Origin of the sequence: Absiella sp. AM29-15, assembly GCF_003434225.1 — a bacterium.
Classification (GTDB): domain Bacteria; phylum Bacillota_I; class Bacilli_A; order Erysipelotrichales; family Erysipelotrichaceae; genus Hoskinsella; species Hoskinsella hominis.
In genome coordinates, this window is the sequence record NZ_QVFL01000002.1 from 296,093 (window position 1) to 320,273 (window position 24,181).

The window sequence follows — 24,181 nt, forward strand, 5'->3', positions numbered from 1 at the left end:
TATTTAATATGTTGTCATACTTTCGTCAATACGTGCTTTTTCTTCGCTGATCTCATCTTCTAATTGTTTAATATAATCCTTTACAAATGGCACATATATTGATTTTGGATGAAAACAAACCAATGCATTTTTAAAATATATCAGTGCATGCTCTTTATCATTAAGATAAAGGTATTGTATTGCCATATAATAAACAATTACACCAAGAGGAAATCCATAATATTTCTTGGAATCTATCTGTTGATCCATGATTTCTAATAAATCACTACGCTTATGGAATACAACCTCATATGCCTGTTCATTATAAACGATATATCTTTGATCTCTTGTTTCTCTAATACCTTCCAGTAAAAGATCTGCATATTTTTGATTCTTTTTCAAAAGGAAAGTATGATAATATGTGGTTAGAAATTCTTTTTTGTTTTCATCGCCATAGTTATAATTATGAATCATTTTATTTAGCAGTTCATCAAAATTCTCTACATCTTTTGCTAGATAGTAAGCTCTGATTTTATGCAAATCACATACAAATTCACCTAGTAATCTTCTGCTTACCTTCATATCAGATATTTTAACTGCAGTTTCATAATCTTGGCGGTTTAACGCTTTTTTCATGTTATTTAAACTAAATTGTTTCATTCCTAAGTAAACAAGAGCAATCAATGCAATCATAATAAACAAAGCAATCGTAATTGGGTTCATAGATTTATTCCTCGACTTTTCTAAATTTTAAGAAAAAGGTCATGAAAGTTCATGACCTTTAAATGCCTACTAGCATTACATAGAACGGAGAGTTGCCTTTCTATTGTTTTAAACTATTCTGGCATTGTTACAGTTACACCAGATTTAGCTAACTGATCAACAACACTCTTAACAGCATCCCAAGCCTGCTGTCCAGTCTTTTCTGCTGGAGCTGGAGCTGGGTAGTCATACCATTGAACAAGTGGGTTATATCCACCAGGAATAGTATTTCCATCAGAATCCATTGCTTTAGAATCACCAGCAAAGATACCGAATGCACAACCAACGATACCACAAACCAAAATCAGAAGGATACATTTAACAGGAGTCCATCCTTTTTTGATTAATGCGTAAATACCTAATGTAATCAATAATGGAATTAATTTAGGAAGGATACCATCAATCAATCCCTGAATATTAATTGCAGGGTTACCAACAATGATACGTAAAGAAGTTGTACCATAAGCAGCGATTAAACCACCAACAACGAAGATACCTAAGATAGAAGCTGCACGTGTGAATTCTTTTGCATTAGAAGTCAACATTGTAACTGCTTTTGTACCTAAGCTATAAGACCAGTGCATTAACCACCAACGAACAACGAACTGAACAACGTTGAAGATAATAAGGAACATGATAGCACCTAAGATATTACCTTCCATTGCGATATTAGCTGTTAAACCAGCTGTAATTGGTACTAATGTCAACCAGAACAATGCATCACCGATACCACCTAATGGACCAGCTGCAGAGATACGTACAGAACGAATTGTTGCAGTATCTGCTTTGTTTTGTTCAAGTGATAATACAATACCCATAACGAATGTTACTAAGAATGGGTGAGTATTTAAGAAGTCTAGGTTGTGAGCCATAGAAGCTTTTAAATCTTCTTTGTTTGTATGAATTTTCTGTAAGCCAGGTAAGATACCCCATAACCAACCACAAGCCTGCATTCTTTCATAGTTGAATGAAGCCTGAAGGAAACAAGACATCCATACCATTTTGTTCAATGTTTTATTATCAAGTTGAGCAGCAGGTGTCAAATCTTGATATTTTTCAGGAATATTATATGCCATCAGAAACACCTCCTACATTTGATCCAGCACTTTCTTTGATCTTTGTGTGAATCTGGTAATCGTAAAGAGCGATTGCAACACCAACAAATGCACACAATAACAGAGTTGCGCCAGAAACTGCAGCGATGTTATTGCAGATAACTGCCATTGCGAAACCAGCAAGCAGGAAGCCCCACATTTCGCCTGACATCATAACTTTCATCAGGATAGCGAAACCAACAAACTTCATTGCTCCACCAGCAGCATCTAAACCAGCCATTACCCAAGAGAACTGGAATGAGAAGTCTTTTAATGTTGCACCTAAAGCAGTACCACCATATAAACCAGCTACAGCCAAAGCACCAAACAGGACACCTAAGATACCCATTTCCATAAAGTTGATATTACGGATACCTTTTACATCAGCATTTGCTGCATAATCATCAGCTTTAGCCATTAAACCTGACATGATTGTAAATGTCAAAGTTACTGCATACTGTCCGAATACTGCGAATGGAATAGCAAGACCCATTGCTGCACCAACACCATCAGCTGTTGCTTCCATGTTTAATGATACAGCGAATACAGTTGCCATAATTCCACCCAGAATTGCGTTAGGTGGCTGAGCTCCACCGATAGGCATACTACCAATCTGAATCAACTGGTAAGCACCACCAACAACGATACCTAATTCAAAGTTACCAAGGATCAAACCAATAATTGGACATGTAACGATTGGCTGATACAATGATTCTAAGAAGCTAAACTGGTCAATACCCATGATAAATCCTACTACAAAGACCAATAAAGCCTGTATAATATTTACATCCATTTTTTTCTCCTTTCATTACTTAATTCTTACAATTAAATAATTTGAAATTTTTTAATTCTTATTTAAATAACCAGGCAACATTTTTAATTTATTAAATAAATTAGAAATATATTTAAATATCACATGAAATTAAATGTTTATACGAAGATAACTATAATTGCGTAAAAATAAAAAAGTCATTAATTTCAATATGCAGTAAATACTGAAATTAATGACTTGAATAACTTGATTTTTTAGGTGCTTTTTTCTTGTGCTTGTAACTCTTTGATATAATCATTGATTACTGGAACATATATGGATTTTGGATGAAAACAGACCAATGCATTCTGAAAATATATCAATGCATGTTCCATGTCATTTAAATATAAATATTGTCTAGCTATGGTATATACGATAACTCCTAGGGGAAACCCATAGTATTTTTTAGAATTAATTTCATCAACCATAGTATCGATTAAATCTGTACGCTTTTCAAAGATGACTTCATATGCCTGTTCATTGTATATGCTAAAATCAGAATCACCTATAAGCTGTATCCCTTTTAAAAGTTTATTTGCGTATTTTTTATTTTCTTTAATTAAAAAAGTGTGGAAATAATTGGTAAGAAAATCTTTTTTATCTTCAAGCTTATATCCTTTTTGCTGAATCATATGATCTAATTGTTTATCAAATTCATCTTCATTTTTATCAAGATAATAAGCTCTTAGTTTATATAAGTCACAAAGATAATCTTTTAATAAACGCCTGTTTAACCCCATATCAGCAACTGTGATAACCGTCGCATAATCTTGTTTTGCAAGACTTTTCTGTAACATGCTCAATGCAATACGCTTTAACACTTGATATAATAATGTGAAAAAAACAGCTAGTGCAACAATAAATATGGTAATCGTACTCATAATATCGACCTCAACTTTATAAAATTTATTATAGTTTTAAGAGAAAAGGTCATGATTATCCATGACCTTTTGCAGTTAATAGATTGGAGAGTGCTTTCTATCGTTTAATTATTCTGGCATAGTAACAGTTGTACCTTCTTTAGCCAACTGATCAACAACGTTCTGTAATGCATCCCAAGCCTGTTGTCCTGTTTTTTCAGGTGCTGCAGGTGCAGGATAATCATACCATTGAACTAATGGGTTATATCCACCAGGAATAGGGTGGCCATCAGCGTCGATTGCTTTAGAATCACCAGCAAAGATACCAAATGCACAACCAATGATACCAGTAATCAGAATCAGGATAATACATTTGATAGGTGTCCATCCTTTTTTGATTAGGAAGTACAAACCAACAGTAATCAATAATGGTATTAATTTAGGAAGAATACCATCTAATAATGATTGCACGTTGATTGCAGGATCAACAATCATGATACGTAATGAAGTCGTACCATAGTTAGCAATTAATGCACCTACTGTGAAAATACCAAGAATGCTGGCTGCACGAGTAAATTCTTTTGCATTAGAAGTTAACATTGTAACTGCTTTTGTACCTAAGTTATAAGACCAGTGCATCAAGAAATAACGAATTGCGAACTGTACAGCATTAAAGATTGCCAAGAATAAGATAGCACCAATAATACTCTTGTTATTTAATGCCATATTAGCAGTAATACCCGCAGTGATTGGCACTAATGTCAACCAGAACAATGCATCACCGATACCGCCTAATGGACCAGCTGCAGAGATACGTACAGAACGAATTGTTTGAGTATCTGCTTTGTTTTGTTCAAGTGATAATACGATACCCATAACGAATGTTACTAAGAATGGGTGAGTATTTAAGAAGTCCAGGTTGTGAGCCATAGAAGCTTTTAAATCTTCTTTGTTTGTATGAATTTTCTGTAAGCCAGGTAAGATACCCCATAACCAACCACAAGCCTGCATTCTTTCATAGTTGAATGAAGCTTGAAGGAAACAAGACATCCATACCATTTTGTTTAAAGTTTTCTTATCAAGTTGAGCAGCAGGTGTCAAATCTTGATATTTTTCAGGAATATTATATGCCATCAGAAACACCTCCTACATTTGATCCAGCGCTTTCTTTGATTTTTGAATGAACCTGGTAGTCATACAATGCGATTGCAAGACCAACAAATGCGCTCAATAACAAAGTTGCCCCACTTAATGCAGGGATATTCTGGCAAACATTTGCCATTACAAATCCAGCAAACAGGAAACCCCACATCTGACTTGACATCATAACTTTCATCAGGATAGCGAAACCAACAAACTTCATTGCTCCACCAGCAGCATCTAAACCAGCCATCACCCAAGAGAATTGGAATGATAAGTCACGTAATGTTTCACCTAAGATTTTTCCACTATAAACACCAGCAACAGCCAATACACCAAACAACACACCTAAGATAGCCATTTCAGTATAGTTGATTGTAGCGATAGCTTTTACATCTGCTTCTTCTGCAGCTTTATCAGCTTTTGCCATTAAACCTGACATGATCGTAAATGTTAAAGTAACTGCATACTGTCCAAATACTGCAAATGGGATAGCTAAACCAACCGCTAAACCGACACCTTCAGCAGTTGGTTCTAACTGCATAGATACAGCAAACACTGCGGTCATCAATGTTCCCATGATTGCGTTAGGTGGCTGTGCACCACCAATTGGCATACTACCAATCTGAACTAACTGATAAGCACCACCAACAACAATACCTAATTCAAAATTTCCTAAGATTGCACCAATAATTGGGCCTAAAACGATAGGTTGATACAATGATTCAAGGAAACTGAACTGGTCAATACCCATGATAAATGCAACTACGAAAATCAATAGTGCCTGTATAAAATTTACATCCATTTTTTTCTCCTTTCATTACTTAATTCTTGAGATTAAATAATTTGAAATATCTATTTATTTCTTATTTAAAGAATTCGCTTATAAATTAATAAATCAAGGAAAATACTGTAAATGAAAGGGTCTAAAGATTAATTCTTGAAAAAATATGTTAGCTACTTGTTTGCTACACTCCCTGATATAATTGATTTAGATAGTAGAACATTGTATCGTATAGTAGAAGGAAAAGTAATATTCTGAGGGAGTGTAGACATGTCGAGTAAGAAAAAGACGATAAAAAAGGCAAATGGCATGGGTAGTGTCTATAAGCTGAAAGGAAATCGTAGACGACCATGGGTCGCATGTGTCACGACAAGTATTGAACAAAGTGAATCTAAATATAAACAGAAACGTAAAATTATCGGATTTTATGAAAGTCAGGAGGCCGCAGAATTTTCTTTATGGAAATATAATCGAAATCCCGTTCTTTTTGAAGAACTGCAAAAGCTGGGTGCATTAACTTTTGAAAATATCTATGATCAATGGTCAAAAATGAAATATAAAAATTTAAGCCAGAATGCGGTAAATGGATATAAGGCTGCATATGCCAAATGTGAGGCAATTAAACATATGAAAATCGCAGATTTAAAGACGATGCATTTTCAACAGATCATGGATGAAAGTGAGCTTTCTGTGGCGAGTGATTTAAAATTAAAAAGTCTGATGGTGTCAGTATGTGAATATGCGATGCAAAATGATATAATCACGAAAAATTACGCAAAATACGTCACGATCAATCGGAAAGAAGAAACTGAAGATATCCATAAACCTTTTACTGAAGGTGAAATCAAAAAGTTATTCCGTCATGATGAAATACCATTTGTGGATACGATTTTGATTATGATTTATACAGGGTTTCGCGTTGGAGAATTATTTGAGATAAAGAATGAAGATGTTAATTTAAAGACGATGACAATCACAGGTGGAAGTAAAACAGAAGCAGGAAAGAACCGTATGGTGCCATTACATAACCTGATTGTGCCATATGTTATGAAGCACTGGAATTCAAAAGATGAGTATTTATTCCGTCATCCAAAAACCAATGAAAAAATCAATTATCATCATTATCGTTATATGTACTTTGATCCTATCATGAAGAAATTGAATATGGATCATTTACCACATGATTGTCGTCATACTTTTGCGACACGTTTATCTAATGCAAATGCGAATGCAACAAGTATCAAAAAGCTGATTGGGCATTCATCTTATGCCATGACGGAAAAGATTTATACGCACAAAGATTTAATTCAATTACGTAAAGCAATCAATGCTCTTGATTAGTGTTAGCTATTTGTTAGCTACAAGATAAATAGTAAAAAAACATCTATAAAAAAGCAATGTCCTTTACCGGTAAAATATAGTATAATAATGACATTAGAATTGAGGTAAAAATTATGAGTACATTATCCATTTTGATTATAGGAATTATTTTAATTGGAGTCTTTTCCCTTGATATGATCAGAAAGTCAAAACTGAAGATGATCAATGCATGTTTAGAAGCTAAAAACTATGATGCTGTGATTTCCATGGCAGAAAACAAATGGAATCGTAAAATGTTGTTATCACATACATGTGATTTATATTTATTGCGGGCAAGCTTTCTGAAAATGGAAACTTCTGAATTTCTGTCAGTTTTGTTTAACGTATATAAAAATGAAGTAAATGAAGAAAATAAAAAAGATATAATGGAAACATATTATCATTTATATCTATATCAGCAAAATGAAGAGGCGGCACAGGCTATTTTGGACAAAATCATGAATAGTACGGATGTCAATTTTAAAAAAGTAAGCCAGTATGCTTTTGATGTCAATTTTCATAAGAACAGTGAAGATTTAGAAGAAATGGAAGCATTGGTTGAAACACTTCGTTCATTTGAACTTGGCGCATGCGCTTATTATATTGGAGAACAATATGAACAAATGGGAAACTGGGAGATGGCGCAGGCATATTTTCAAAGCTGTTTAGGATGTTTTAATGAATCCCATTATTATGCAAAATCCGCAAAAGAACATGTAGAAGAACTTACACACAAATTAGCTTAATCATAAAACGAGAAATATCATACATCTGTATGGTATTTTTTTTGAGTGTATATGAATTGACGAACAGAGATACACAAGTTATGATATAAATGTAATAATAAAAGTTACAGTTAAGAGGCGATGATATGGCAGATAAGATCATGTATCAAGTAACACAAGCAGTAAGCGTTTCGCATTCATGATAAAGATATCGAAGGATGTCTTTGGGAAGGAGTATTTTTATGAATACAAAGGAACATACAGTTGTAAAGCAACGTGGAGATTATGATGTAAGTTATTTGAATTTCAGTGTTGACCAGATGATTATTGATTTTATGAAGCAGGAGGAAATTGATGGATTAACGCTGTCTATTGTGCAGGCACCTTATATTCCAAGAGTTGCGGGATATGGATGCAGTGATATTAAAACAAAACGTCTGGCCAGTGTAAATACCATGTGGCCAATTGGCGCCATATCTCAGGCATTTACCGCAGTCGCTATTATGCAGCTGTATGAAGAAAAACAATTGGATCTACAAGATTCTATCAGAAAATGGATACCAGAACTGCCTGCTTTTATGAATGATATCACCATATTAGATGCCATGCATCATGCAAGTGGCTGCAGTGACTATACAAAAGCACAAGCGTATACAGGTGAGGAAAACTTTGAAGAAGCGATGATGCTTGTAGAAGATAAACTGCATTTTATGCCAAATGAAGATGTTGAACAAAGTGCTACAAACTTCTTAGTACTAAGTGAAATCATTGAACGTGTCACCCATATAAGCTACCATGACTTTATCTGGAAACATCAAATTGATTATCTTGGTTTAAAACATACTGGTTTCTATGAGGATTTAGATGCATTTCATCATGAGGACATTACAGAAAATAATCCGGTTCATCAATTGTTTAAATTGCACAGTGAAATGATTGATCCAACAGAAATAGCAGAAAGCTATGATCAGGATGGAAATAAAATCGATGTGAAAAAGGCAAACGGCATGAAAGGTTATCATGATTTGTGGGCAAGTGCACAGGATATTTCTTATTGGGATATTGCGCTTGCTGGTGGTGTATTGATTCATGAACCTCAAAATCGTCGTTTGGTATATGGACCATGGACTTTGGCTAATGGAAAAGAAATACCGGCTGTTGCAGGATGGCAGTTTTATAATCATCGTGGATTGATGGATATCAAAGGCAGTATTCCCGGTTATTCAATGTTTTTGAGCCGTTTTACAGATCCAAACGAACTGGTATGTGTAACCTTGCTTGCGAATAAAGAAGGTATTGATTTCACTAATCTGGCAAGAAAAATTGCAGGCGCATTTGGAGATTTATTATCTACGAATTATGATGATCAACATCTATATTTGATGGAAAGTCAGTTTTCTGTATCTGAAACGATAGAACGATTAGAAAAAGCGTTAAAGAAACGAGATATTCCAGTATTTGCGAAATTCGATCATGCACAAAATGCAAGAGATGTACAAATGGATTTAAGAGAAACAACGATTCTGGTATTTGGTGCTCCATCTGTTGGTACCCATTTAATGCAGGTGGATCAAAGCATTGCGTTGGAGTTGCCATTAAAAATTGGTGTTTGGCGTGATGAGGCAGGAAGCATCTGGCTAGGATTTGTAAAGAGTCAGAAACTAGCTGCACCATATGGTATGGAAAATCATCCAATAATTCAAAAGATGCAGAAACTTTTAGAAGATCTGGTTCGTGAAGCTGCGAACATATATTAAGGAAAGGAGAAATAGATATGTTAAAAGAAGGCATGCAGGTATATTTTCTAGTAAATGGTTTTGCAATGAGTGGAAAAGTAATTGACCTGAAAAAAACAAAGGAGCATGAAACATTCAGTATTGAAGGCTATGGAGGTTGTGGTGGTCTGCATATTTTAGATTCTTCCCAAATACATCATACTATTTTCTTAAGTGAGGAGGAAGCAAAGAAATATCAAGATCAGGAACAAATGTATTTAGATGGTCATTGTTAATGCTTAGATGAGCAGGATATGAATATTTCGTTTCATATCCTGTCTTTTATATAAAGGAAGGAAGTGATTCTATGGGAAATTTATTAGAATTTTATAAAACACGTTTTGATTTTATCATGTCATTGGTGATGGAACATTTACAGATATCTTTTATCGCAATTGTGATTGCAAGTGTGTTAGGTGTATCCTTGGGTGTATTTATCCATCAAAAGAAACGTTTATCACCGATTGTGTTAGGAATTGTCAGCTTTTTATATACGATACCATCTATTTCTATGCTGGGGTTTTTGATTCCGGTAAGTGGAATAGGAAATAAAAGTGCCATCATTGCTTTAAGTATTTATGCATTATTGCCAATTATTCGTGCAACCTATACGGGTTTAGAGAATGTGGATCAAGATGTTGTGGAAGCAGCCAGAGGTATGGGAAGTAGTGATCTACAGATATTGTACAAAATCAAACTGCCACTTGCGATGCCCATCATTATTTCTGGTTTTAAAAACATGAGTGTTATGACGATTGCATTAGCCGGTATTGCTTCATTCATAGGCGCAGGTGGTTTGGGAGTCGCAATTTATCGAGGGATTACAACAAACAATATGACGATGACATTTGCCGGCAGTCTGGCAGTTGCCATTTTAGCATTTATGATCGATATACTCATTGGCTGTTTGGAAAGATTTTTAAGGAATCGCCATCACAGTAAACAGTTGAAAAAACGCGTGATGCTCATAGTACTTGTTGTTTTTATGGTATTGGGAGGATCCCTGTTTTATACCCCTAAGAAAAAAGCAGTATTACAGCTTGCCACAAAACCAATGAGTGAAGAATTTATCATTGGCGAAATGTTGAAATTGTTGATTGAAGATCGCAGTGATATACAGGTGGAAATTACCAAAGGGGTTGGTGGAGGCACCAGCAACATTCATCCTGCACTTGTCAAAGGTGATTTTGATTTATACCCAGAATATACAGGTACATCATGGAGTTTTGTGCTGAAAGAAAAGACAATTCCACAAGATGATGTCTTATATCAGAAATTAAAGCAGGCATATCATGAAAAATACCAACTGGCATGGATAGGATTATATGGATTCAATAATACTTATGGCATCGCAGTCACAAAAGAAACAGCAGATCAATATCATTTAAAAACATATTCAGATCTTGCGAAGGTATCATCAAAGCTTTCTTTTGGTGGAGAATATGATTATTATGAACGAGATGATGGCTATGATGCCATCGCAAAAGAATATCAGCTTCATTTTGATAAAACCATGGATCTGGATATCGGCTTAAAATATGATGCGTTATTAAAAGGACAGGTAGATAGCATCATAGTATTTACCACAGATGGACGATTACATGATCCTGATATTGTATTATTACAAGATGATCACCACTTCTTTCCATCCTATTATGCAGGGACTGTGATAAGGGAGGATGCGCTTATCAAATATCCTGAACTAAAGGATATCTTAATGCTGATGGATCATTTGATCAGTGATGAGGAAATGGCTGAAATGAATGATCAGGTAGAATCTTTTAAACGAAATGAACAAGAAGTCGCAAAAGAATTCCTGGAGAAAAAAGGCTTGCTGGAGGTGAAGCATCATGAGTGAAATAAAAGTGGAACATGTGGAAAAAAGTTATGGGACACAAAAGGTTGTGAAGGATGTATCCTTATCTATTCATACACATGAACGTGTTAGCATCATTGGCGGCAGTGGAAGTGGAAAAACAACGCTGTTGAAGATGATCAATGCACTGATTCTACCAGATCATGGCTCTGTCTATATTGATGGAAGGAATATCAAAGAAATGAATCCTAATATCTTGCGTCAGGGAATTGGTTATGTCATTCAAAGTATTGCTTTGTTTCCGCATATGACTATTGAAGAAAATATCGCTTATGTTTTACACCTGAAGAAAGAAGATCATCAAAGCATTCAAAAACGAATACTTGAATTGTTGAAAATCGTGGATTTAAAAGAAGAATTACTGCGCCGATATCCTGATGAACTAAGTGGTGGGCAAAAACAGCGTGTTGGAATTGCTAGAGCATTGGCAGCACACCCGGGTGTTGTATTAATGGATGAGGCATTTGGTGCTGTAGATGAAATTACCCGCCATACCTTGCAAGAAGAATTATTGAAAATTCACGCAAGAGAACCATTTACTTTGCTCTTTGTGACACATGATATCAAAGAAGCACTGTATTTGGGAGAACGTGTGATTGTCATGAAGGATGGTGTTGTGGAACAGTTTGATACAGCACAGAATATAAGAAATCATCCCAAAACTGCCTTCGTGAAGCAATTGTTGTCATATATGTAACACAAAATGAGATGTAATTGTGACTTTTTTCATAAATCAATCGAATGCGTTACCAATTTTTACGTAAAAAAGGTATAATAAGAATAGAATATGTGTTCGTGGTAATGTGGAGGAAATATGGGAAAAACAGATAATATGATAGATGTTCTAGATCGTTTAAAAACTGGCATTTATGTAACAGATTTAGAAACAGATGAAATTTTATTCATGAATCAGCGGATGAAGGCTATCTTTCAGCTAGAGCATCCAGAAGGAGAAATCTGTTATAAAGTATTACAGGATCATAAAGAAACACCATGTGAGTTTTGTCCTAAGAAGAAATTAATGCAATCAAAAGATCGGGATGGTTATATCATATGGAAAGAGCATAATACCAAACTAGATAAAGATTTTGAAAACTATGATTGCTTAGTAACATGGCTTGATGGACGCAAGGCACATCTTCAACAATCTTTAGATATCACAGATTCTGTAGAGTTAAACAGAATGGCCAGCTTAGATGATTTATGTCAGGTATTTAATCGTCGAGCAGGTAAGGAATTATTACGTCAGACGTTAAATAAAGCAAAACAGGAAAAAGAAAATGTACAACTGGTATTGCTGGATGTGGATAATCTAAAGATTGTAAATGATCAATATGGCCATCGAGAAGGCGATTTCCTTTTAAAGACGCTGACTTCTGTTTTAAAAGAACAGTTACAGGGATCAGATTTTATGTTTCGTCTGGGTGGTGATGAATTTGTGATCGTCAGTACTGCTATGGATGAAAAACAGATAGCGCATTTTATGTATAAGGAAATGCAGCATGTACAACAATTGAAGAAAGCATATCATAAAGACTATGAAATGTCTTATTGTTATGGCATCTATACCGTTACATGGGATGATACTTTAGATATTGACGATATTATTGCGAATGCAGATGATATCATGTATAAACAAAAATTAAGAATTCATAAAACCCGAATGGCAGAGCGTGAAAATCCTTTCCGTCATGAGAAAGAACATAAAGAAGAATTTCATTTTGACAGTAATCTTTTGTATGATGCATTATTGAACAGTACAGATGATTTTATATATATTTGTGATATGAAAAGCGGGATTTTCCGTTACTCACCAGCACAGGTAAAACTGTTTGGTTTGCCACAGGAAATTATTGAAAATCCATTGCCTTTATGGAAGAAAATCGTTCATCCAAAAGACTGGGAGCGCTTCTATAAATCTAATATGCAAATAGGTGAAAATCAGATGGATTATCATTCTGTGGAATTTCGTGCAAAGACAGTGGAAGGCGAATATATCTGGTTAAAATGTCGTGGACAGCTTATGCGTGATGAATATGGGGAACCAAGTATTTTTGCGGGCATCATGACACAGCTGGATCGTCAAAACAAGATTGATCCATTGACTCATTTATTAAACCGCCAAGAATTCGATAAAGCGGGCGCACAAAAATTAAAAGATCGTGCAATTGAAACACTGAGCGTTGTTGTTCTTGATATTGATGACTTTAAAAATGTAAATGAACTATATGATCGCTCCTTTGGGGATATGGTGTTGAAAGCAACTTCGCAGTTGATACAATCAAGTCTGCCTGGAAATGCCAGTTTATACAAACTGGATAATGATCAAATGGGTGTTTTGATAGAAAACGCACAGGCAAATGAAATTCAGGAGATGTATCAGATATTACAACGTCAATTATTACACCAACAGCTGCAGGAACGTTTTCAATGTGTGATACAGATATCCGCAGGCTGTGCGATATCTACAAGTAAACAGCAGGATTTTCAAGAATTATATACCTTTGCGGATTATGCATTACAGTTGGCAAAAAACAAAGGGAAAAACCGTCTGTGTTTCTTTGAACCACAGATTTTAGAAAACAAATTACGATCTTTGGATATCCTGCGTTCGCTTCGTGAGTGTATTGCGGAAAACTATCGTGGTTTTTCTGTCGCATATCAGCCACTGATAGAAACTAGTTCAGGAAGAATGATGGGTGTAGAAGCATTGATGCGTTGGAATGGCGGTAATCTAGGCTTTGTGCCACCAATAGAATTCATACCAGTCATGGAAGAAAATGGTATGATAGAAACCATGGGATTATGGGTGCTAGAACAGGCAATGCATGCTTGTAAAAAATGGATGGCAGTAGAACCGGAATTCTCTGTCAGTGTAAATGTGTCAGCTTTACAAATACTAAAAGGTGATTTTCAGGAAAAAGTAAAACAAAGGATGGAGGCACTGGCATTTCCATCTAAGAATTTGATTTTAGAATTAACGGAAAGCAACACAGTTGGCAATATGCAGATCATTCAGGATATGTTTGATGATTTAAGAAGTCAAGGCGTAAGACTTGCGATGGATGATTTTGGAACAGGTTACTCTACATTGGAAAACCTGAAAAAAGGAGTCAGTGATGTTGTGAAAATCGATCAGGCCTTTGTGAAAGATATTCAGAAAAGTGAATTTGATGTCTTGTTTATTCAGTTTATTATCGCAATATGTCATTGTGTTGATATTCAGGTTTGTTTAGAAGGCATTGAAACAGTAGAAGAACTCGACTTTGTTTCTGATCTTGAACTTGATTATTATCAGGGATATCTGTTTGGAAAACCAGTGAATGAAGAAGAAATTACAAAACGATTAATAGAAGAAAAGACTATGGATGAATGATGGTGTCAATCATGCCATAGTCTTTTGCTTTCTGCGCATTCATATACGTATCACGATCACAATCGTTACGTATGGTTTCAGGTTTTTGGCCTGTTTGCGTTTCTAAAATATGATATAGTTTTTGTTTAATATACTGCATATGTTCAGCGGCAATTTCCATATCACTGGCCTGCCCCTGCATTCCACCAAGGGGTTGATGAATCATAATTTCACTGTTTTCAAGAGCACAGCGTTTACCTTTTGTGCCAGCACATAATAAAATTGCAGCCATACTTGCACAGATGCCCATACAGATGGTGGAAACATCACAACTGATGAAATTCATAATATCAAAAATCGCAAGACCAGCGGTAACACTGCCTCCAGGAGAATTGATATACATTTGAATAGGCGCATTGCCTAAAGAATTCAGATATAGCAGCTGGGCAGTTATACTAGATGCCATTGCATCATCAATTTCACCGGTCAATATGATAATACGTTCTTTTAATAAGCAGGAATATAAATCGTAAACACGTTCACTGTTTGCATTTCGTTCAATAATAGTTGGTACAATCACCATAGCGTAGTCCCTCCCGATATATAAGAGTATGCACAAAGGCATTCATTTAATACATCTTAGACAAAGCATAAAAAAAAGAGTATCATGTAAATACGACAGGAGGAAAGCGTATGCGTTATATCAAACTTTTATTTCAAATGGCAGTTTTACTCGTTTGTGCGCATTTGCCATGGATCATCGCACAATGCACATTTTGGCAGATTGCAGGTATGTTGGTATTGTTGCTAATCAATATCGTATGGGGGATATTATCTGTCATAAAGAAAAAACATAAGCGTATACAAATATTAATGAAAGGCCGCAAAATGATCGCATATGGATTATGGGGCTATCTATTGTCCATCATTATCATTTGGAAGGCTCCTATGAATATGGCATGGTATATTGCGGATATCATCTGGATGCTTTGTTTCTTATATCTATATATTCTGTGTGGGGCAGGGTTGATTTTTATTTTCAGCAAACGGTTAAGAATTATCAAACGAGGATTAATCTGTCTTGTATTATTCATTCCTATCGTTCATATTCCGGTATTATGCTATCTTCGCTATAAAGCAAAAGAAGAATGGGATCATGAGTTATATATGGTCGATATTCGGGCATTACGCGCAAATAAACAAATATGCGCAACCCGATATCCAATATTGATGCTGCATGGTGTAGGCTTTCGTGATTTTAAATATGTAAACTACTGGGGAAGGATTCCTAAAGTATTAAGTGAAAATGGAGCCATCATTTATTATGGGAATCAGGAAGCGTTTGCGACTGTTGAGCATAATGGGAAACAGATTCAGCATCGTATTCTTGAAATCTGTGAACAACAGCATTGTGATAAAGTAAATATCATCGCACATTCCAAAGGTGGACTAGATGCACGTTATGTGATTCATGCCTGTGGCATGGGAGAACATGTGGCATCATTGACAACGATTTCTACTCCACACAGAGGATGTCGCTTTGTGGATGTTTTGATTAAAATTGTACCTGATGGTATCTATCGGCGTTTATCATCAATCTTTGATGGTTTCTTTCATCGCATTGGTGATGAATATCCTGATTTCTATACAGTCACACATCAGTTTTCCACAACATGGGCAAAGCAATTCAACACAGATATCAAAGATGATCCAAATGTCTATTATCAAAGCTATATGAGTTTCATGCATGGTGCCTTTTCTCATATACTATTAACGATTCCATATCTGTTTATCAAACTTGTGGATGGAAAAAGTGATGGTCTGGTTAGTGAGGAAAGTGCCAAATGGGGAAACTTTCGTAAAACTTTTGAGAATGAACATTATCGTGGAATATCACATGGTGATATCATCGATCTGACCAGAGAAGATTATAAAGGATTTCAGGTATGTGAAACCTATGTGGATATTGTAAAAGAACTGAAAGATAAAGGATATTAGAAAGTAAGATTACCCGGGAAATACAGATAAAGGATTGATAACGCTTTCACAGAAATTATAAAATATATGGAAAATGGTAGAAAATATGAACATAAAAGCTAAATTTATGAATGATGTTTTCATGTTTGAAAAGAAGTGCTTGTAAAATACAGAAAATTTGTAAAAAAAAGCGTATCGTGAAATAATTCTCAATTGACATTTAGGTAGGAAGTACGTATAATAAGGGTGGTTAAAAAGGAGGACTTTGAAGATGACAGTAAAAGTTGCTATTAATGGATTTGGACGTATCGGACGTCTTGCATTCAGACAAATGTTCGGAGCTGAGGGATATGAAGTAGTTGCAATCAACGACTTAACTTCTCCTAAAATGTTGGCTCACTTATTAAAATACGATTCTTCACAGGGAAGATACGAAAAGGCTGACACAGTAGTTGCTGGTGAAAACTCAATCACAGTTGATGGAAAAGAAATCACTATCTACGCTGAAGCTGATGCTAAAAACTTACCTTGGGGAGAATTAGGTGTTGACGTAGTATTAGAATGTACAGGATTCTATACATCAAAAGCAAAAGCTAGCGCACACATCGAAGCTGGAGCTCGTAAAGTTGTTATTTCTGCACCTGCTGGAAATGATTTACCAACAGTTGTATTCAACACTAACCACGATATCTTAACTGCTGAAGATACAGTTATTTCTGCTGCTTCATGTACTACAAACTGCTTGGCACCTATGGCTAAAGCATTAAATGATTTAGCTCCTATCCAGAGTGGTATCATGACTACAGTTCACGCTTACACTGGTGATCAGATGACATTAGACGGACCTCAGAGAAAAGGTGACTTACGTCGTTCACGTGCAGCTGCAGTAAACATCGTTCCTAACTCTACTGGTGCTGCTAAAGCTATCGGTTTGGTTATCCCTGAATTGAACGGTAAATTAATCGGTTCTGCTCAGCGTGTTCCAACTCCTACAGGATCAACAACTATCTTAGTTGCTGTAGTTAAAGGAAAAGTTACAGTTGATGAAATCAACGCTGCTATGAAAGCTGCTGCTAACGAATCATTCGGTTACAACACTGATGAAATCGTTTCAAGCGACATCGTTGGTATGCGTTTTGGTTCTTTATTCGATGCTACTCAGACTATGGCTATCGAAATGGAAGACGGAAATACTCAGGTACAGGTTGTATCTTGGTATGACAACGAAAACTCTTACACTAGCCAGATGGTTAGAACAATTAAATACTTCTCAGAATTGGCTTAATTCTAGAAATAAAGTAAGTGTTTACCAGGCAGAAATGCCTGGTTTTTTTTGTGCAAAGGGGTTTTCAAATCATCATTTCTGGTGTAAACTATCAACAGATATATCGAGGTGAAAATCATGGCATTAAAAACAAAATTAAATACAAATGAAGAAGGCAATAATGGATTGGATGTATTGGATGATTTAGATGCAGTCTATGTGGATGGTTTAAAAAAGAATGGCTTAGATGAAGATTTTTTAGCGCAGTTTGCGGCAATCAGTAAAGAGCTGGAAGAAAAGAAAGAAGAAAACAAGTAGAAACAATTGAAAATAATGGCATATTTTGGTATAGTATAAAAAAGTCAAACTGATGACAAAGGAGAAGTAGACAGTCACTAAACAGCGATTTTCGATGATGGTGAAAGCGAAAAACGACTTGTTGAATGCACCTTTCAGGGATTTTTCGATAAAGTAGAAGAATACGTAATACGGCGTTAACGTGTAAAAGTGGAAAGCTTCTTTCAAGTAAAGTGGAACCGCGCGTTATGCGTCTTTACATTAAAGAGCTTTTTTTATTTCACAAGGAGGATATGGATATGAAACTATTTAACAGTATGGATCAAAAAATTGAAGATTTTAAACCAATGCAGGAAGGCAAGGTCAATATGTATGTATGTGGACCTACCGTATATAACTATCCACATATTGGAAATGCAAGACCAATTGTGGTATTTGATACATTAAAACGTACTTTTCAGGCTTTAGGCTATGATGTAAAGATGGTATCAAACTATACAGATGTGGATGATAAAATCATCAAGGTCGCTAAAGAATGTGGCGTTACAGAAAAAGAAATTACAGATAAATTTATTAAAGCATATAATCAAGACCGATTATCATTGCATGCAATGATGCCAGATGCGGCACCTAAAGTTACTGATACAATGGATGCGATTATTGCTTTTATCAAGCTGCTTGTTGAAAAAGGCAACGCCTATGAAGTAGATGGCGATGTTTATTTCCGTGTAAACAGTGTACCATCTTATGGAAACCTGTCCCACCAGCAAATCGATGATTTAATGGTAGGTGCCCGTATTGATGAAAACAGCAAAAAAGAAAATCCATTGGATTTTACTCTGTGGAAACGTACAGAGGAAGGAATCAAATGGGATTCTCCATGGTCTGTAGGGCGTCCTGGATGGCATACAGAATGCGTTGTGATGATCAATCAGGAATTTGATGGAAATCTAATCGATATTCATGGTGGTGGTATGGATTTAAAATTCCCTCATCATGAAAATGAAATTGCACAAAGCCGTGCAGCATATGAAACACCAATCGCTAATTACTGGGTACACAATGGTATGGTAAATATTGATGGTGAAAAGATGAGTAAATCGTTAGGTAATGTCATCTGGGCAAAGGATATGATTGCGAAGATTGGAGGCAATGTACTTCGCTGGTTAATGCTGGGAACACATTATCGCAGTCCATTAAATATCAATGAAGAAGCAATTGAAGCTGCTAAGAAAGAATTAAACAAGGTACAAACTTCCTTGAAACAGGCATATGTGAAACTGGGTCTTGCGGATAAAGAAGTAGATGAAGCATATGATGAAGCACTTTATGCGCCTTTTATGGATGCCATGCAGGATGATTTGAATACACCAAATGCATTTGCGGCAGTATTTGAAGCAGTGAAGGTATTAAATCAAACAATTCGTCAACGTGATGTTGATTTTGCAAAACTTGCTTTACAAACACGTGCAATCGAAAAGATGATGGATGTATTAGGGATCGATATTCCAAGATTAACATTAACGCAGGAAGATAAAGAACTTCATCAAAAATGGAAAGCAGCAGTCAAAGAAAAAGATTTTGATACAGCAGATGGCTATCGTAAAGAATTGATGGAGCGAGGAATCCTTTAATGGATATTAAAGAATACAATGGAACATCACTTGCCTATATCGGCGATGCCGTGATGTCGCTGTATGTAAGAGAAATGTTATTAGAACTGGGCTATCAAAAGCCAAATGTCTTACAGAAAAAAAGTGTCGCATGGGTAAGCGCAAAGGCACAGGCTGATTTTTTGATGAAATTAAAAGAGAAAGACTTCTTCACAGAAGAGGAATGGAATATCATACTGCGTGGCAGAAATACGAATATTTCCTCTCATGCGAAAAACGCCAGTGTACAGACCTACCGCTTATCCACAGGACTGGAAGCACTTTTTGGCTATTTGTATCTTACGAAACAAGAAACACGTCTAAACGAGCTTTGGCAGGCGATAAAAGAAATTGGAGAATAGGACTATGACACAATATGTATATGGAAAAAATGTTGTCAAACAGCTGTTACAGGATGATAAAAAAATATATGAAATCATCATGGCAGAAGGTATTCGCGATACAGAATTAGTGGACGCTATCAAACAAAAAAAGATTCCATTAAAAACAATGGGTAAGAAAAAGATGGATACCATGTTGAGTGGCAATCATCAGGGAATTGCGGCTAAAATTGACGACTATAAAACATATGAATTAGAAGAAATATTAGAAAGTGTACCAAAAGGGAAGATGCCTTTATTGGTATTATTGGATGGCCTGGAAGATCCACATAATTTAGGCGCAATCTTAAGAACCTGTGATTGTGTTGGTGTGGATGGCGTGATTATTGGAAAGCATCGCAATGTGAAATTAACACCAACGGTTGCGAAAGTAAGTACAGGGGCTATTGACACAGTAAAAGTCAGTATGGTAACCAATCTGACACAGACAATCAAGTATTTGAAAAAGCAGGGTTTCTGGATCGTAGGGGCAGACCTTGAAAATTCCAGAGATTATCGTGAAGGACAATATGATGTACCACTTGTTTTAATCATTGGCTCAGAAGGCTTTGGCATTAGTCCATTAGTTGCGAAGAATTGTGACTATTGTGTACGTCTTCCAATGGAAGGCAGCGTCACAAGTTTAAATGCCAGTGTTGCTTGTGGAATACTGCTGTATGAAATCCACAGTAAACGTCATCCGTTATAAAGTAAAGTGAGGTAAATAGATGCAGATAGAGGAACTCAATGACAACGAACTGATTTACATGATACGCCAGAGAAATGAAAAAGCATTTGCATTTCTGGTTAATAAATATCAAGTTGAAATAAGAAGATGGCTGCGTCATATTTTACGTACGTACCCAAGATATCAAGATCAGGAAGATTTTTATCAAATCGCCTTATTGAAGCTTCATGAATCAATTGACGACTACAAAGCTGATCAATCAAGTTTCCATAATTATTATTTCAAGGTTTTAAAACATACAACCGTGGATATGATTCGTTCAATGAACACCTATAGTCGAAGACAGGATAAGTATATGGTCAGTTTAGATATGCATATTCAGGAGGGTGAAACAAATTATCGGTTGATGGATATGATTGTGGATGAAATACCTGCTGAAGAAGATGAACAGGAAGAACATATCAAAGAAAATGTGTTATATACACAAAAACGATTGAATCCATTAGAAGTTGATATCCTGAGCTTAAGAACGCTTGGTTATTCTTATGATCAGATTGCGGAAAAATTGAATATCCCTAAGAAAAAGGTGGATAATACCTTATGCAAGATACGAAAGCGAAAGAAAAGACGATACGTTGATTGACTATCGTCCCACTTTATGATAAAGTTAATAAGCACGAAAACGAGGTGTTTTTATGAGTGATAAAGTAATATTGACATGCACCGAATGCTTATCAAGGAATTATACAACAACAAAAAATAAAAAGACCCATACAGAACGTATCGAATTAAAAAAGTTCTGTCCAAAATGTGGAAAACACACGATTCACAAAGAAACGAAATAAGGAGTGATCTGAATGAAATGGTTTAGTATCAATGGTATCATGACAGAAGCAAAAAGAATCCGCTGGCCAAAGATGAAGGATTTGGCAAAAGACAGTATGACAGTAATTGTATTCACAGCAATTCTGGCACTTTTCTTTTTCTTATGTCAGCTTGTATCTTCAGGTTTCCTTTCATTAATCGGAATGTAATGCGAGGAGGATTTTATGGCACAGGAAATTAAAAAAGAATGGTATGTAGTTAATACGTATGCTGGACACGAAAATCGTGTAAAGGAAAATCTACAGCGACGTGTAGAAACGATGGGATTACAGGATTATCTGTTCCGTATCGTTGTAGCAGAAGAAAAAGAAATCGAATACAAAAATGGTAAAGAAGTTGAAAAGACAAATAATCTTTTCAGCGGTTATTTGTTTGTGGAAATGATCATGACAGATGAAGCATGGTACATTGTACGTAATACACCAGGTGTAACAGGATTTATCGGTTCAAGTGGTGGTGGAGCAAAACCATTCCCAGTTGCGGAAGAAGAAATGGAATCTATTTTACGCCGTTTAGGTATGAGTGAACGCAAGGTTCAGGTTGACTTTGAAGTTGGAGATCGTGTTCGCGTATTGAATGGTGCTTTTGCGAATGTAGAAGGTACAGTTGAAGCATTGGATGATGAAAATCAGACAGCAACAGTCTTAACAATTCTGTTTGGTAGAGAAACACCAACAGATTTAAGTTATGCTGATCTAGAAAAAATCGATTTATTGGAAGAATCTAAATAGATTCTTCTTTTTTTTGACATCTTTTGCATAAAATCCTTTATATACTGCATCATAGGGAGTGATGAACATGAAACAAAGGATCGGTTTGATCCTTGCATTAACAGGAGCTATTTTATTGCTTCAACCAGATCTGGATGTACAGATCATTCTTCAGGATATGACACAGCTTGCGATGATGTACTGGCCAATCGTATTAATCTTGATTGGATTACTTCTCATTACACCCAGAAAGAAGAAAAAACGAACATCACGTTAAATGTGTGAAAGTGTGTTAGATTGAGCAAACTTCTTTCGCAATGAAAAATGCTGTGTTATACTGTGATTAGATAAAGGAGGATACATATATGTCAACAATTACAAATGTACACGCTAGAGAGATTCTCGATTCTCGAGGAAATCCTACAATTGAAGTAGAAGTAACAACAGCAAGTGGTTTTATGGGCAGAGCGATGGTACCAAGTGGTGCCAGCACAGGAGAGCGTGAAGCCTTAGAATTACGCGATGGAGATAAATCAAGATTTTTAGGAAAAGGTGTTTTAAAAGCTGTAGAAAATGTGAATGATATTTTGGCAGATGTGGTGATTGGTTTAGATGTAAGAAATCAGGCAGCAATTGATCAGGCATTGATTGACGCAGATGGTACAAAGGATAAATCAAAATATGGTGCTAATGCCATCCTTGGTATTTCTTTGGCAGTTGCGCATGCTGCTGCAGAATATTATGATCTTCCATTATATCGCTACTTGGGCGGTATCAACGCAAAAACGCTTCCGGTACCAATGATGAATGTATTAAATGGTGGAAGTCATGCAGATTCTTCTGTAGATTTCCAAGAGTTTATGATTATGCCAGTTGGGGCATGCAGCGTGAAAGAAGCTATTCGTATGGGTGCAGAAACATTCCATGCGTTAAAGAAAGTATTAAAGAATAAAGGTCAGGTCACAGCGGTTGGAGATGAAGGTGGATTCGCTCCAAATCTGGAAGATAATGAAGCACCATTAAAATGTATCATGGAAGCAATTCAGGCAGCTGGATATGTACCTGGTGAACAGATCTGTATTGCAATGGATGTGGCAGCAAGTGAATTTTATAATACCGAAACCAAAATGTATGATTTAAATAAGTCAGGACAGGGTTCTAAGACAACAGATGAAATGATTGCATGGTATGATGAACTTGTGGAAAAATATCCAATCATCTCTATTGAAGATGGTTTAGGAGAACGTGATTGGGATGGCTGGAGAAAACTAAGTGAACACTTGGGTAAAAAGATTCAATTAGTTGGTGATGATTTATTTGTGACCAATCCTGCTATTTTACAGGAAGGTATTGATAAAGATATTGCTAATTCTATCTTGATCAAGGTTAATCAGATTGGCACATTGACAGAAACTTTTGATGCAATGGAGCTTGCGAAAAAACATGGATATACAGCCGTTGTTTCACATCGAAGCGGTGAAACAGAAGATACAACCATTGCGGATATCGCAGTAGCATTCAATGCAGGGCAAATCAAAACAGGTTCTATGTCAAGAACAGATCGTATTGCGAAATACAATCAATTGATCCGTATTGAAGAAGAACTAGGTGATGTAGCTGTATTCCCAGGAAAATCTGCATTCTACAATATTTATAAACATTAGTATCCATAAGACTGAACATAAATTATGCTCAGTCTTTTTTTGTATGCTTTTTTTACAGAATAACGGAATTATTTGAAAAAAAATCCCTATTATTCTGAAAATCATGTATAATATAGTTAAACATATATATGACAATTGGGTAAG

General features: G+C 35.8%; 26 protein-coding genes. 19 read left to right on the forward strand and 7 right to left on the reverse strand.

Features of this window, described 5'->3' with window-relative positions; genetic code table 11:
- Positions 1-3 precede the first annotated feature (3 nt).
- The 6 genes from DW761_RS03480 to DW761_RS03505 all read right to left on the reverse strand — a co-directional run bounded on the left by DW761_RS03480 (position 4) and on the right by DW761_RS03505 (position 5,451).
- On the reverse strand, positions 4-702 hold the full coding sequence (locus DW761_RS03480) for a hypothetical protein (RefSeq protein ID WP_117453027.1): 699 nt from the start codon (positions 700-702) through the stop codon (positions 4-6).
- Positions 703-815: 113 nt separating this feature from the next.
- Positions 816-1,817, reverse strand: a complete 1,002-nt coding sequence (locus tag DW761_RS03485; protein ID WP_117516428.1) for a PTS system mannose/fructose/sorbose family transporter subunit IID — start codon at positions 1,815-1,817, stop codon at positions 816-818.
- Complete coding sequence (locus tag DW761_RS03490; protein WP_117453028.1) at positions 1,807-2,628, reverse strand: PTS mannose/fructose/sorbose/N-acetylgalactosamine transporter subunit IIC; 822 nt, start codon at positions 2,626-2,628, stop codon at positions 1,807-1,809. Before DW761_RS03490 ends, DW761_RS03485 begins: the two co-directional genes overlap by 11 nt.
- Positions 2,629-2,861: 233 nt before the next feature.
- On the reverse strand, positions 2,862-3,527 hold the full coding sequence (locus tag DW761_RS03495; protein ID WP_117453029.1) for a hypothetical protein: 666 nt from the start codon (positions 3,525-3,527) through the stop codon (positions 2,862-2,864).
- A gap of 108 nt (positions 3,528-3,635) precedes the next feature.
- The gene (locus DW761_RS03500; RefSeq protein WP_117516429.1) at positions 3,636-4,640 is read right to left on the reverse strand and encodes a PTS system mannose/fructose/sorbose family transporter subunit IID; all 1,005 of its coding nucleotides are present in this window, start codon (positions 4,638-4,640) and stop codon (positions 3,636-3,638) included.
- The gene (locus tag DW761_RS03505) at positions 4,630-5,451 is read right to left on the reverse strand and encodes a PTS sugar transporter subunit IIC (RefSeq protein ID WP_117453031.1); all 822 of its coding nucleotides are present in this window, start codon (positions 5,449-5,451) and stop codon (positions 4,630-4,632) included. The genes DW761_RS03500 and DW761_RS03505 overlap by 11 nt, the downstream gene beginning before the upstream one ends.
- 249 nt (positions 5,452-5,700) lie before the next feature.
- On the opposite strand from DW761_RS03505, the gene DW761_RS03510 reads away from it, so the two are divergent.
- From DW761_RS03510 to DW761_RS03540, 7 genes are all read left to right on the forward strand, one after another.
- Complete coding sequence (locus tag DW761_RS03510; protein WP_117516430.1) at positions 5,701-6,771, forward strand: tyrosine-type recombinase/integrase; 1,071 nt, start codon at positions 5,701-5,703, stop codon at positions 6,769-6,771.
- Between the two features lie 113 nt (positions 6,772-6,884).
- The gene (locus DW761_RS03515; protein WP_117453033.1) at positions 6,885-7,535 is read left to right on the forward strand and encodes a hypothetical protein; all 651 of its coding nucleotides are present in this window, start codon (positions 6,885-6,887) and stop codon (positions 7,533-7,535) included.
- 221 nt (positions 7,536-7,756) lie between these two features.
- Positions 7,757-9,271, forward strand: coding sequence for a serine hydrolase (locus tag DW761_RS03520; protein ID WP_117516431.1), 1,515 nt, complete (start codon positions 7,757-7,759; stop codon positions 9,269-9,271).
- 17 nt (positions 9,272-9,288) lie between these two features.
- Complete coding sequence (locus DW761_RS03525) at positions 9,289-9,525, forward strand: hypothetical protein (protein ID WP_117453035.1); 237 nt, start codon at positions 9,289-9,291, stop codon at positions 9,523-9,525.
- Between the two features lie 71 nt (positions 9,526-9,596).
- Positions 9,597-11,147 (forward strand): glycine betaine ABC transporter substrate-binding protein, encoded by a 1,551-nt coding sequence (locus DW761_RS03530; protein WP_117453036.1) that lies wholly within the window; start codon positions 9,597-9,599, stop codon positions 11,145-11,147.
- Positions 11,140-11,862 carry an ABC transporter ATP-binding protein gene (locus tag DW761_RS03535; protein ID WP_117453037.1) on the forward strand — a complete coding sequence of 241 codons (723 nt, stop codon included), beginning with the start codon at positions 11,140-11,142 and terminating at the stop codon, positions 11,860-11,862. The genes DW761_RS03530 and DW761_RS03535 overlap by 8 nt, the downstream gene beginning before the upstream one ends.
- Before the next feature lie 117 nt (positions 11,863-11,979).
- Positions 11,980-14,541: an EAL domain-containing protein gene (locus tag DW761_RS03540; protein ID WP_117516432.1), complete on the forward strand. Its 2,562-nt coding sequence runs from the start codon at positions 11,980-11,982 to the stop codon at positions 14,539-14,541.
- Here DW761_RS03540 and DW761_RS03545 read toward each other — a convergent pair.
- Complete coding sequence (locus DW761_RS03545) at positions 14,528-15,103, reverse strand: ATP-dependent Clp protease proteolytic subunit (protein ID WP_117516433.1); 576 nt, start codon at positions 15,101-15,103, stop codon at positions 14,528-14,530. The two genes, DW761_RS03540 and DW761_RS03545, sit on opposite strands and share 14 nt — an antisense overlap.
- A 110-nt stretch (positions 15,104-15,213) precedes the next feature.
- On the opposite strand from DW761_RS03545, the gene DW761_RS03550 reads away from it, so the two are divergent.
- The 12 genes from DW761_RS03550 to eno all read left to right on the forward strand — a co-directional run bounded on the left by DW761_RS03550 (position 15,214) and on the right by eno (position 24,037).
- A complete protein-coding gene (locus DW761_RS03550) occupies positions 15,214-16,518 on the forward strand; it encodes an esterase/lipase family protein (protein WP_117516434.1) in 1,305 nt (434 codons plus the stop codon).
- A gap of 250 nt (positions 16,519-16,768) precedes the next feature.
- Entirely contained in the window at positions 16,769-17,782 is a 1,014-nt protein-coding gene (gene gap, locus DW761_RS03555; protein WP_117453041.1) for a type I glyceraldehyde-3-phosphate dehydrogenase, read from the forward strand.
- A gap of 117 nt (positions 17,783-17,899) precedes the next feature.
- Positions 17,900-18,079, forward strand: a complete 180-nt coding sequence (locus DW761_RS03560; protein WP_117453042.1) for a hypothetical protein — start codon at positions 17,900-17,902, stop codon at positions 18,077-18,079.
- A gap of 278 nt (positions 18,080-18,357) precedes the next feature.
- The gene (gene cysS, locus DW761_RS03565; RefSeq protein ID WP_117516435.1) at positions 18,358-19,692 is read left to right on the forward strand and encodes a cysteine--tRNA ligase; all 1,335 of its coding nucleotides are present in this window, start codon (positions 18,358-18,360) and stop codon (positions 19,690-19,692) included.
- Positions 19,692-20,072, forward strand: a complete 381-nt coding sequence (locus DW761_RS03570) for a Mini-ribonuclease 3 (protein ID WP_117516436.1) — start codon at positions 19,692-19,694, stop codon at positions 20,070-20,072. The genes cysS and DW761_RS03570 overlap by 1 nt, the downstream gene beginning before the upstream one ends.
- A 4-nt stretch (positions 20,073-20,076) precedes the next feature.
- Positions 20,077-20,799, forward strand: a complete 723-nt coding sequence (gene rlmB / locus DW761_RS03575; RefSeq protein ID WP_117453045.1) for a 23S rRNA (guanosine(2251)-2'-O)-methyltransferase RlmB — start codon at positions 20,077-20,079, stop codon at positions 20,797-20,799.
- 19 nt (positions 20,800-20,818) lie between these two features.
- A complete protein-coding gene (locus tag DW761_RS03580; RefSeq protein ID WP_117453046.1) occupies positions 20,819-21,421 on the forward strand; it encodes an RNA polymerase sigma factor in 603 nt (200 codons plus the stop codon).
- Positions 21,422-21,473: 52 nt separating this feature from the next.
- A complete protein-coding gene (rpmG, locus tag DW761_RS03585) occupies positions 21,474-21,623 on the forward strand; it encodes a 50S ribosomal protein L33 (RefSeq protein WP_117453047.1) in 150 nt (49 codons plus the stop codon).
- A 12-nt stretch (positions 21,624-21,635) separates the two neighbouring features.
- Entirely contained in the window at positions 21,636-21,812 is a 177-nt protein-coding gene (gene secE / locus DW761_RS03590) for a preprotein translocase subunit SecE (RefSeq protein ID WP_117453048.1), read from the forward strand.
- 15 nt (positions 21,813-21,827) lie between these two features.
- Entirely contained in the window at positions 21,828-22,394 is a 567-nt protein-coding gene (gene nusG / locus DW761_RS03595) for a transcription termination/antitermination protein NusG (RefSeq protein WP_117453049.1), read from the forward strand.
- A 67-nt stretch (positions 22,395-22,461) separates the two neighbouring features.
- On the forward strand, positions 22,462-22,650 hold the full coding sequence (locus DW761_RS03600) for a hypothetical protein (RefSeq protein WP_117453050.1): 189 nt from the start codon (positions 22,462-22,464) through the stop codon (positions 22,648-22,650).
- Between the two features lie 88 nt (positions 22,651-22,738).
- Positions 22,739-24,037 (forward strand): phosphopyruvate hydratase, encoded by a 1,299-nt coding sequence (gene eno, locus DW761_RS03605; RefSeq protein WP_117516437.1) that lies wholly within the window; start codon positions 22,739-22,741, stop codon positions 24,035-24,037.
- The last annotated feature ends 144 nt before the right edge of the window (positions 24,038-24,181 follow it).

Excerpts from the sequence above, each read along its gene's own strand:
- DW761_RS03510 (WP_117516430.1), top strand. The coding sequence starts at position 5,701 with ATGTCGAGTAAGAAAAAGACGATAAAAAAGGCAAATGGCATGGGTAGT.
- DW761_RS03485 (WP_117516428.1), bottom strand. The coding sequence starts at position 1,817 with ATGGCATATAATATTCCTGAAAAATATCAAGATTTGACACCTGCTGCT.
- DW761_RS03525 (WP_117453035.1), top strand. The coding sequence starts at position 9,289 with ATGTTAAAAGAAGGCATGCAGGTATATTTTCTAGTAAATGGTTTTGCA.
- DW761_RS03550 (WP_117516434.1), top strand. The coding sequence starts at position 15,214 with ATGCGTTATATCAAACTTTTATTTCAAATGGCAGTTTTACTCGTTTGT.
- DW761_RS03580 (WP_117453046.1), top strand. The coding sequence starts at position 20,819 with ATGCAGATAGAGGAACTCAATGACAACGAACTGATTTACATGATACGC.
- rlmB (WP_117453045.1), top strand. The coding sequence starts at position 20,077 with ATGACACAATATGTATATGGAAAAAATGTTGTCAAACAGCTGTTACAG.
- DW761_RS03540 (WP_117516432.1), top strand. The coding sequence starts at position 11,980 with ATGGGAAAAACAGATAATATGATAGATGTTCTAGATCGTTTAAAAACT.
- DW761_RS03500 (WP_117516429.1), bottom strand. The coding sequence starts at position 4,640 with ATGGCATATAATATTCCTGAAAAATATCAAGATTTGACACCTGCTGCT.
- DW761_RS03560 (WP_117453042.1), top strand. The coding sequence starts at position 17,900 with ATGGCATTAAAAACAAAATTAAATACAAATGAAGAAGGCAATAATGGA.
- secE (WP_117453048.1), top strand. The coding sequence starts at position 21,636 with ATGAAATGGTTTAGTATCAATGGTATCATGACAGAAGCAAAAAGAATC.
- DW761_RS03480 (WP_117453027.1), bottom strand. The coding sequence starts at position 702 with ATGAACCCAATTACGATTGCTTTGTTTATTATGATTGCATTGATTGCT.
- DW761_RS03530 (WP_117453036.1), top strand. The coding sequence starts at position 9,597 with ATGGGAAATTTATTAGAATTTTATAAAACACGTTTTGATTTTATCATG.
- DW761_RS03545 (WP_117516433.1), bottom strand. The coding sequence starts at position 15,103 with ATGGTGATTGTACCAACTATTATTGAACGAAATGCAAACAGTGAACGT.
- cysS (WP_117516435.1), top strand. The coding sequence starts at position 18,358 with ATGAAACTATTTAACAGTATGGATCAAAAAATTGAAGATTTTAAACCA.
- DW761_RS03535 (WP_117453037.1), top strand. The coding sequence starts at position 11,140 with ATGAGTGAAATAAAAGTGGAACATGTGGAAAAAAGTTATGGGACACAA.
- DW761_RS03600 (WP_117453050.1), top strand. The coding sequence starts at position 22,462 with ATGAAACAAAGGATCGGTTTGATCCTTGCATTAACAGGAGCTATTTTA.
- DW761_RS03505 (WP_117453031.1), bottom strand. The coding sequence starts at position 5,451 with ATGGATGTAAATTTTATACAGGCACTATTGATTTTCGTAGTTGCATTT.
- DW761_RS03495 (WP_117453029.1), bottom strand. The coding sequence starts at position 3,527 with ATGAGTACGATTACCATATTTATTGTTGCACTAGCTGTTTTTTTCACA.
- rpmG (WP_117453047.1), top strand. The coding sequence starts at position 21,474 with ATGAGTGATAAAGTAATATTGACATGCACCGAATGCTTATCAAGGAAT.
- DW761_RS03490 (WP_117453028.1), bottom strand. The coding sequence starts at position 2,628 with ATGGATGTAAATATTATACAGGCTTTATTGGTCTTTGTAGTAGGATTT.
- DW761_RS03520 (WP_117516431.1), top strand. The coding sequence starts at position 7,757 with ATGAATACAAAGGAACATACAGTTGTAAAGCAACGTGGAGATTATGAT.
- eno (WP_117516437.1), top strand. The coding sequence starts at position 22,739 with ATGTCAACAATTACAAATGTACACGCTAGAGAGATTCTCGATTCTCGA.
- gap (WP_117453041.1), top strand. The coding sequence starts at position 16,769 with ATGACAGTAAAAGTTGCTATTAATGGATTTGGACGTATCGGACGTCTT.
- nusG (WP_117453049.1), top strand. The coding sequence starts at position 21,828 with ATGGCACAGGAAATTAAAAAAGAATGGTATGTAGTTAATACGTATGCT.
- DW761_RS03515 (WP_117453033.1), top strand. The coding sequence starts at position 6,885 with ATGAGTACATTATCCATTTTGATTATAGGAATTATTTTAATTGGAGTC.
- DW761_RS03570 (WP_117516436.1), top strand. The coding sequence starts at position 19,692 with ATGGATATTAAAGAATACAATGGAACATCACTTGCCTATATCGGCGAT.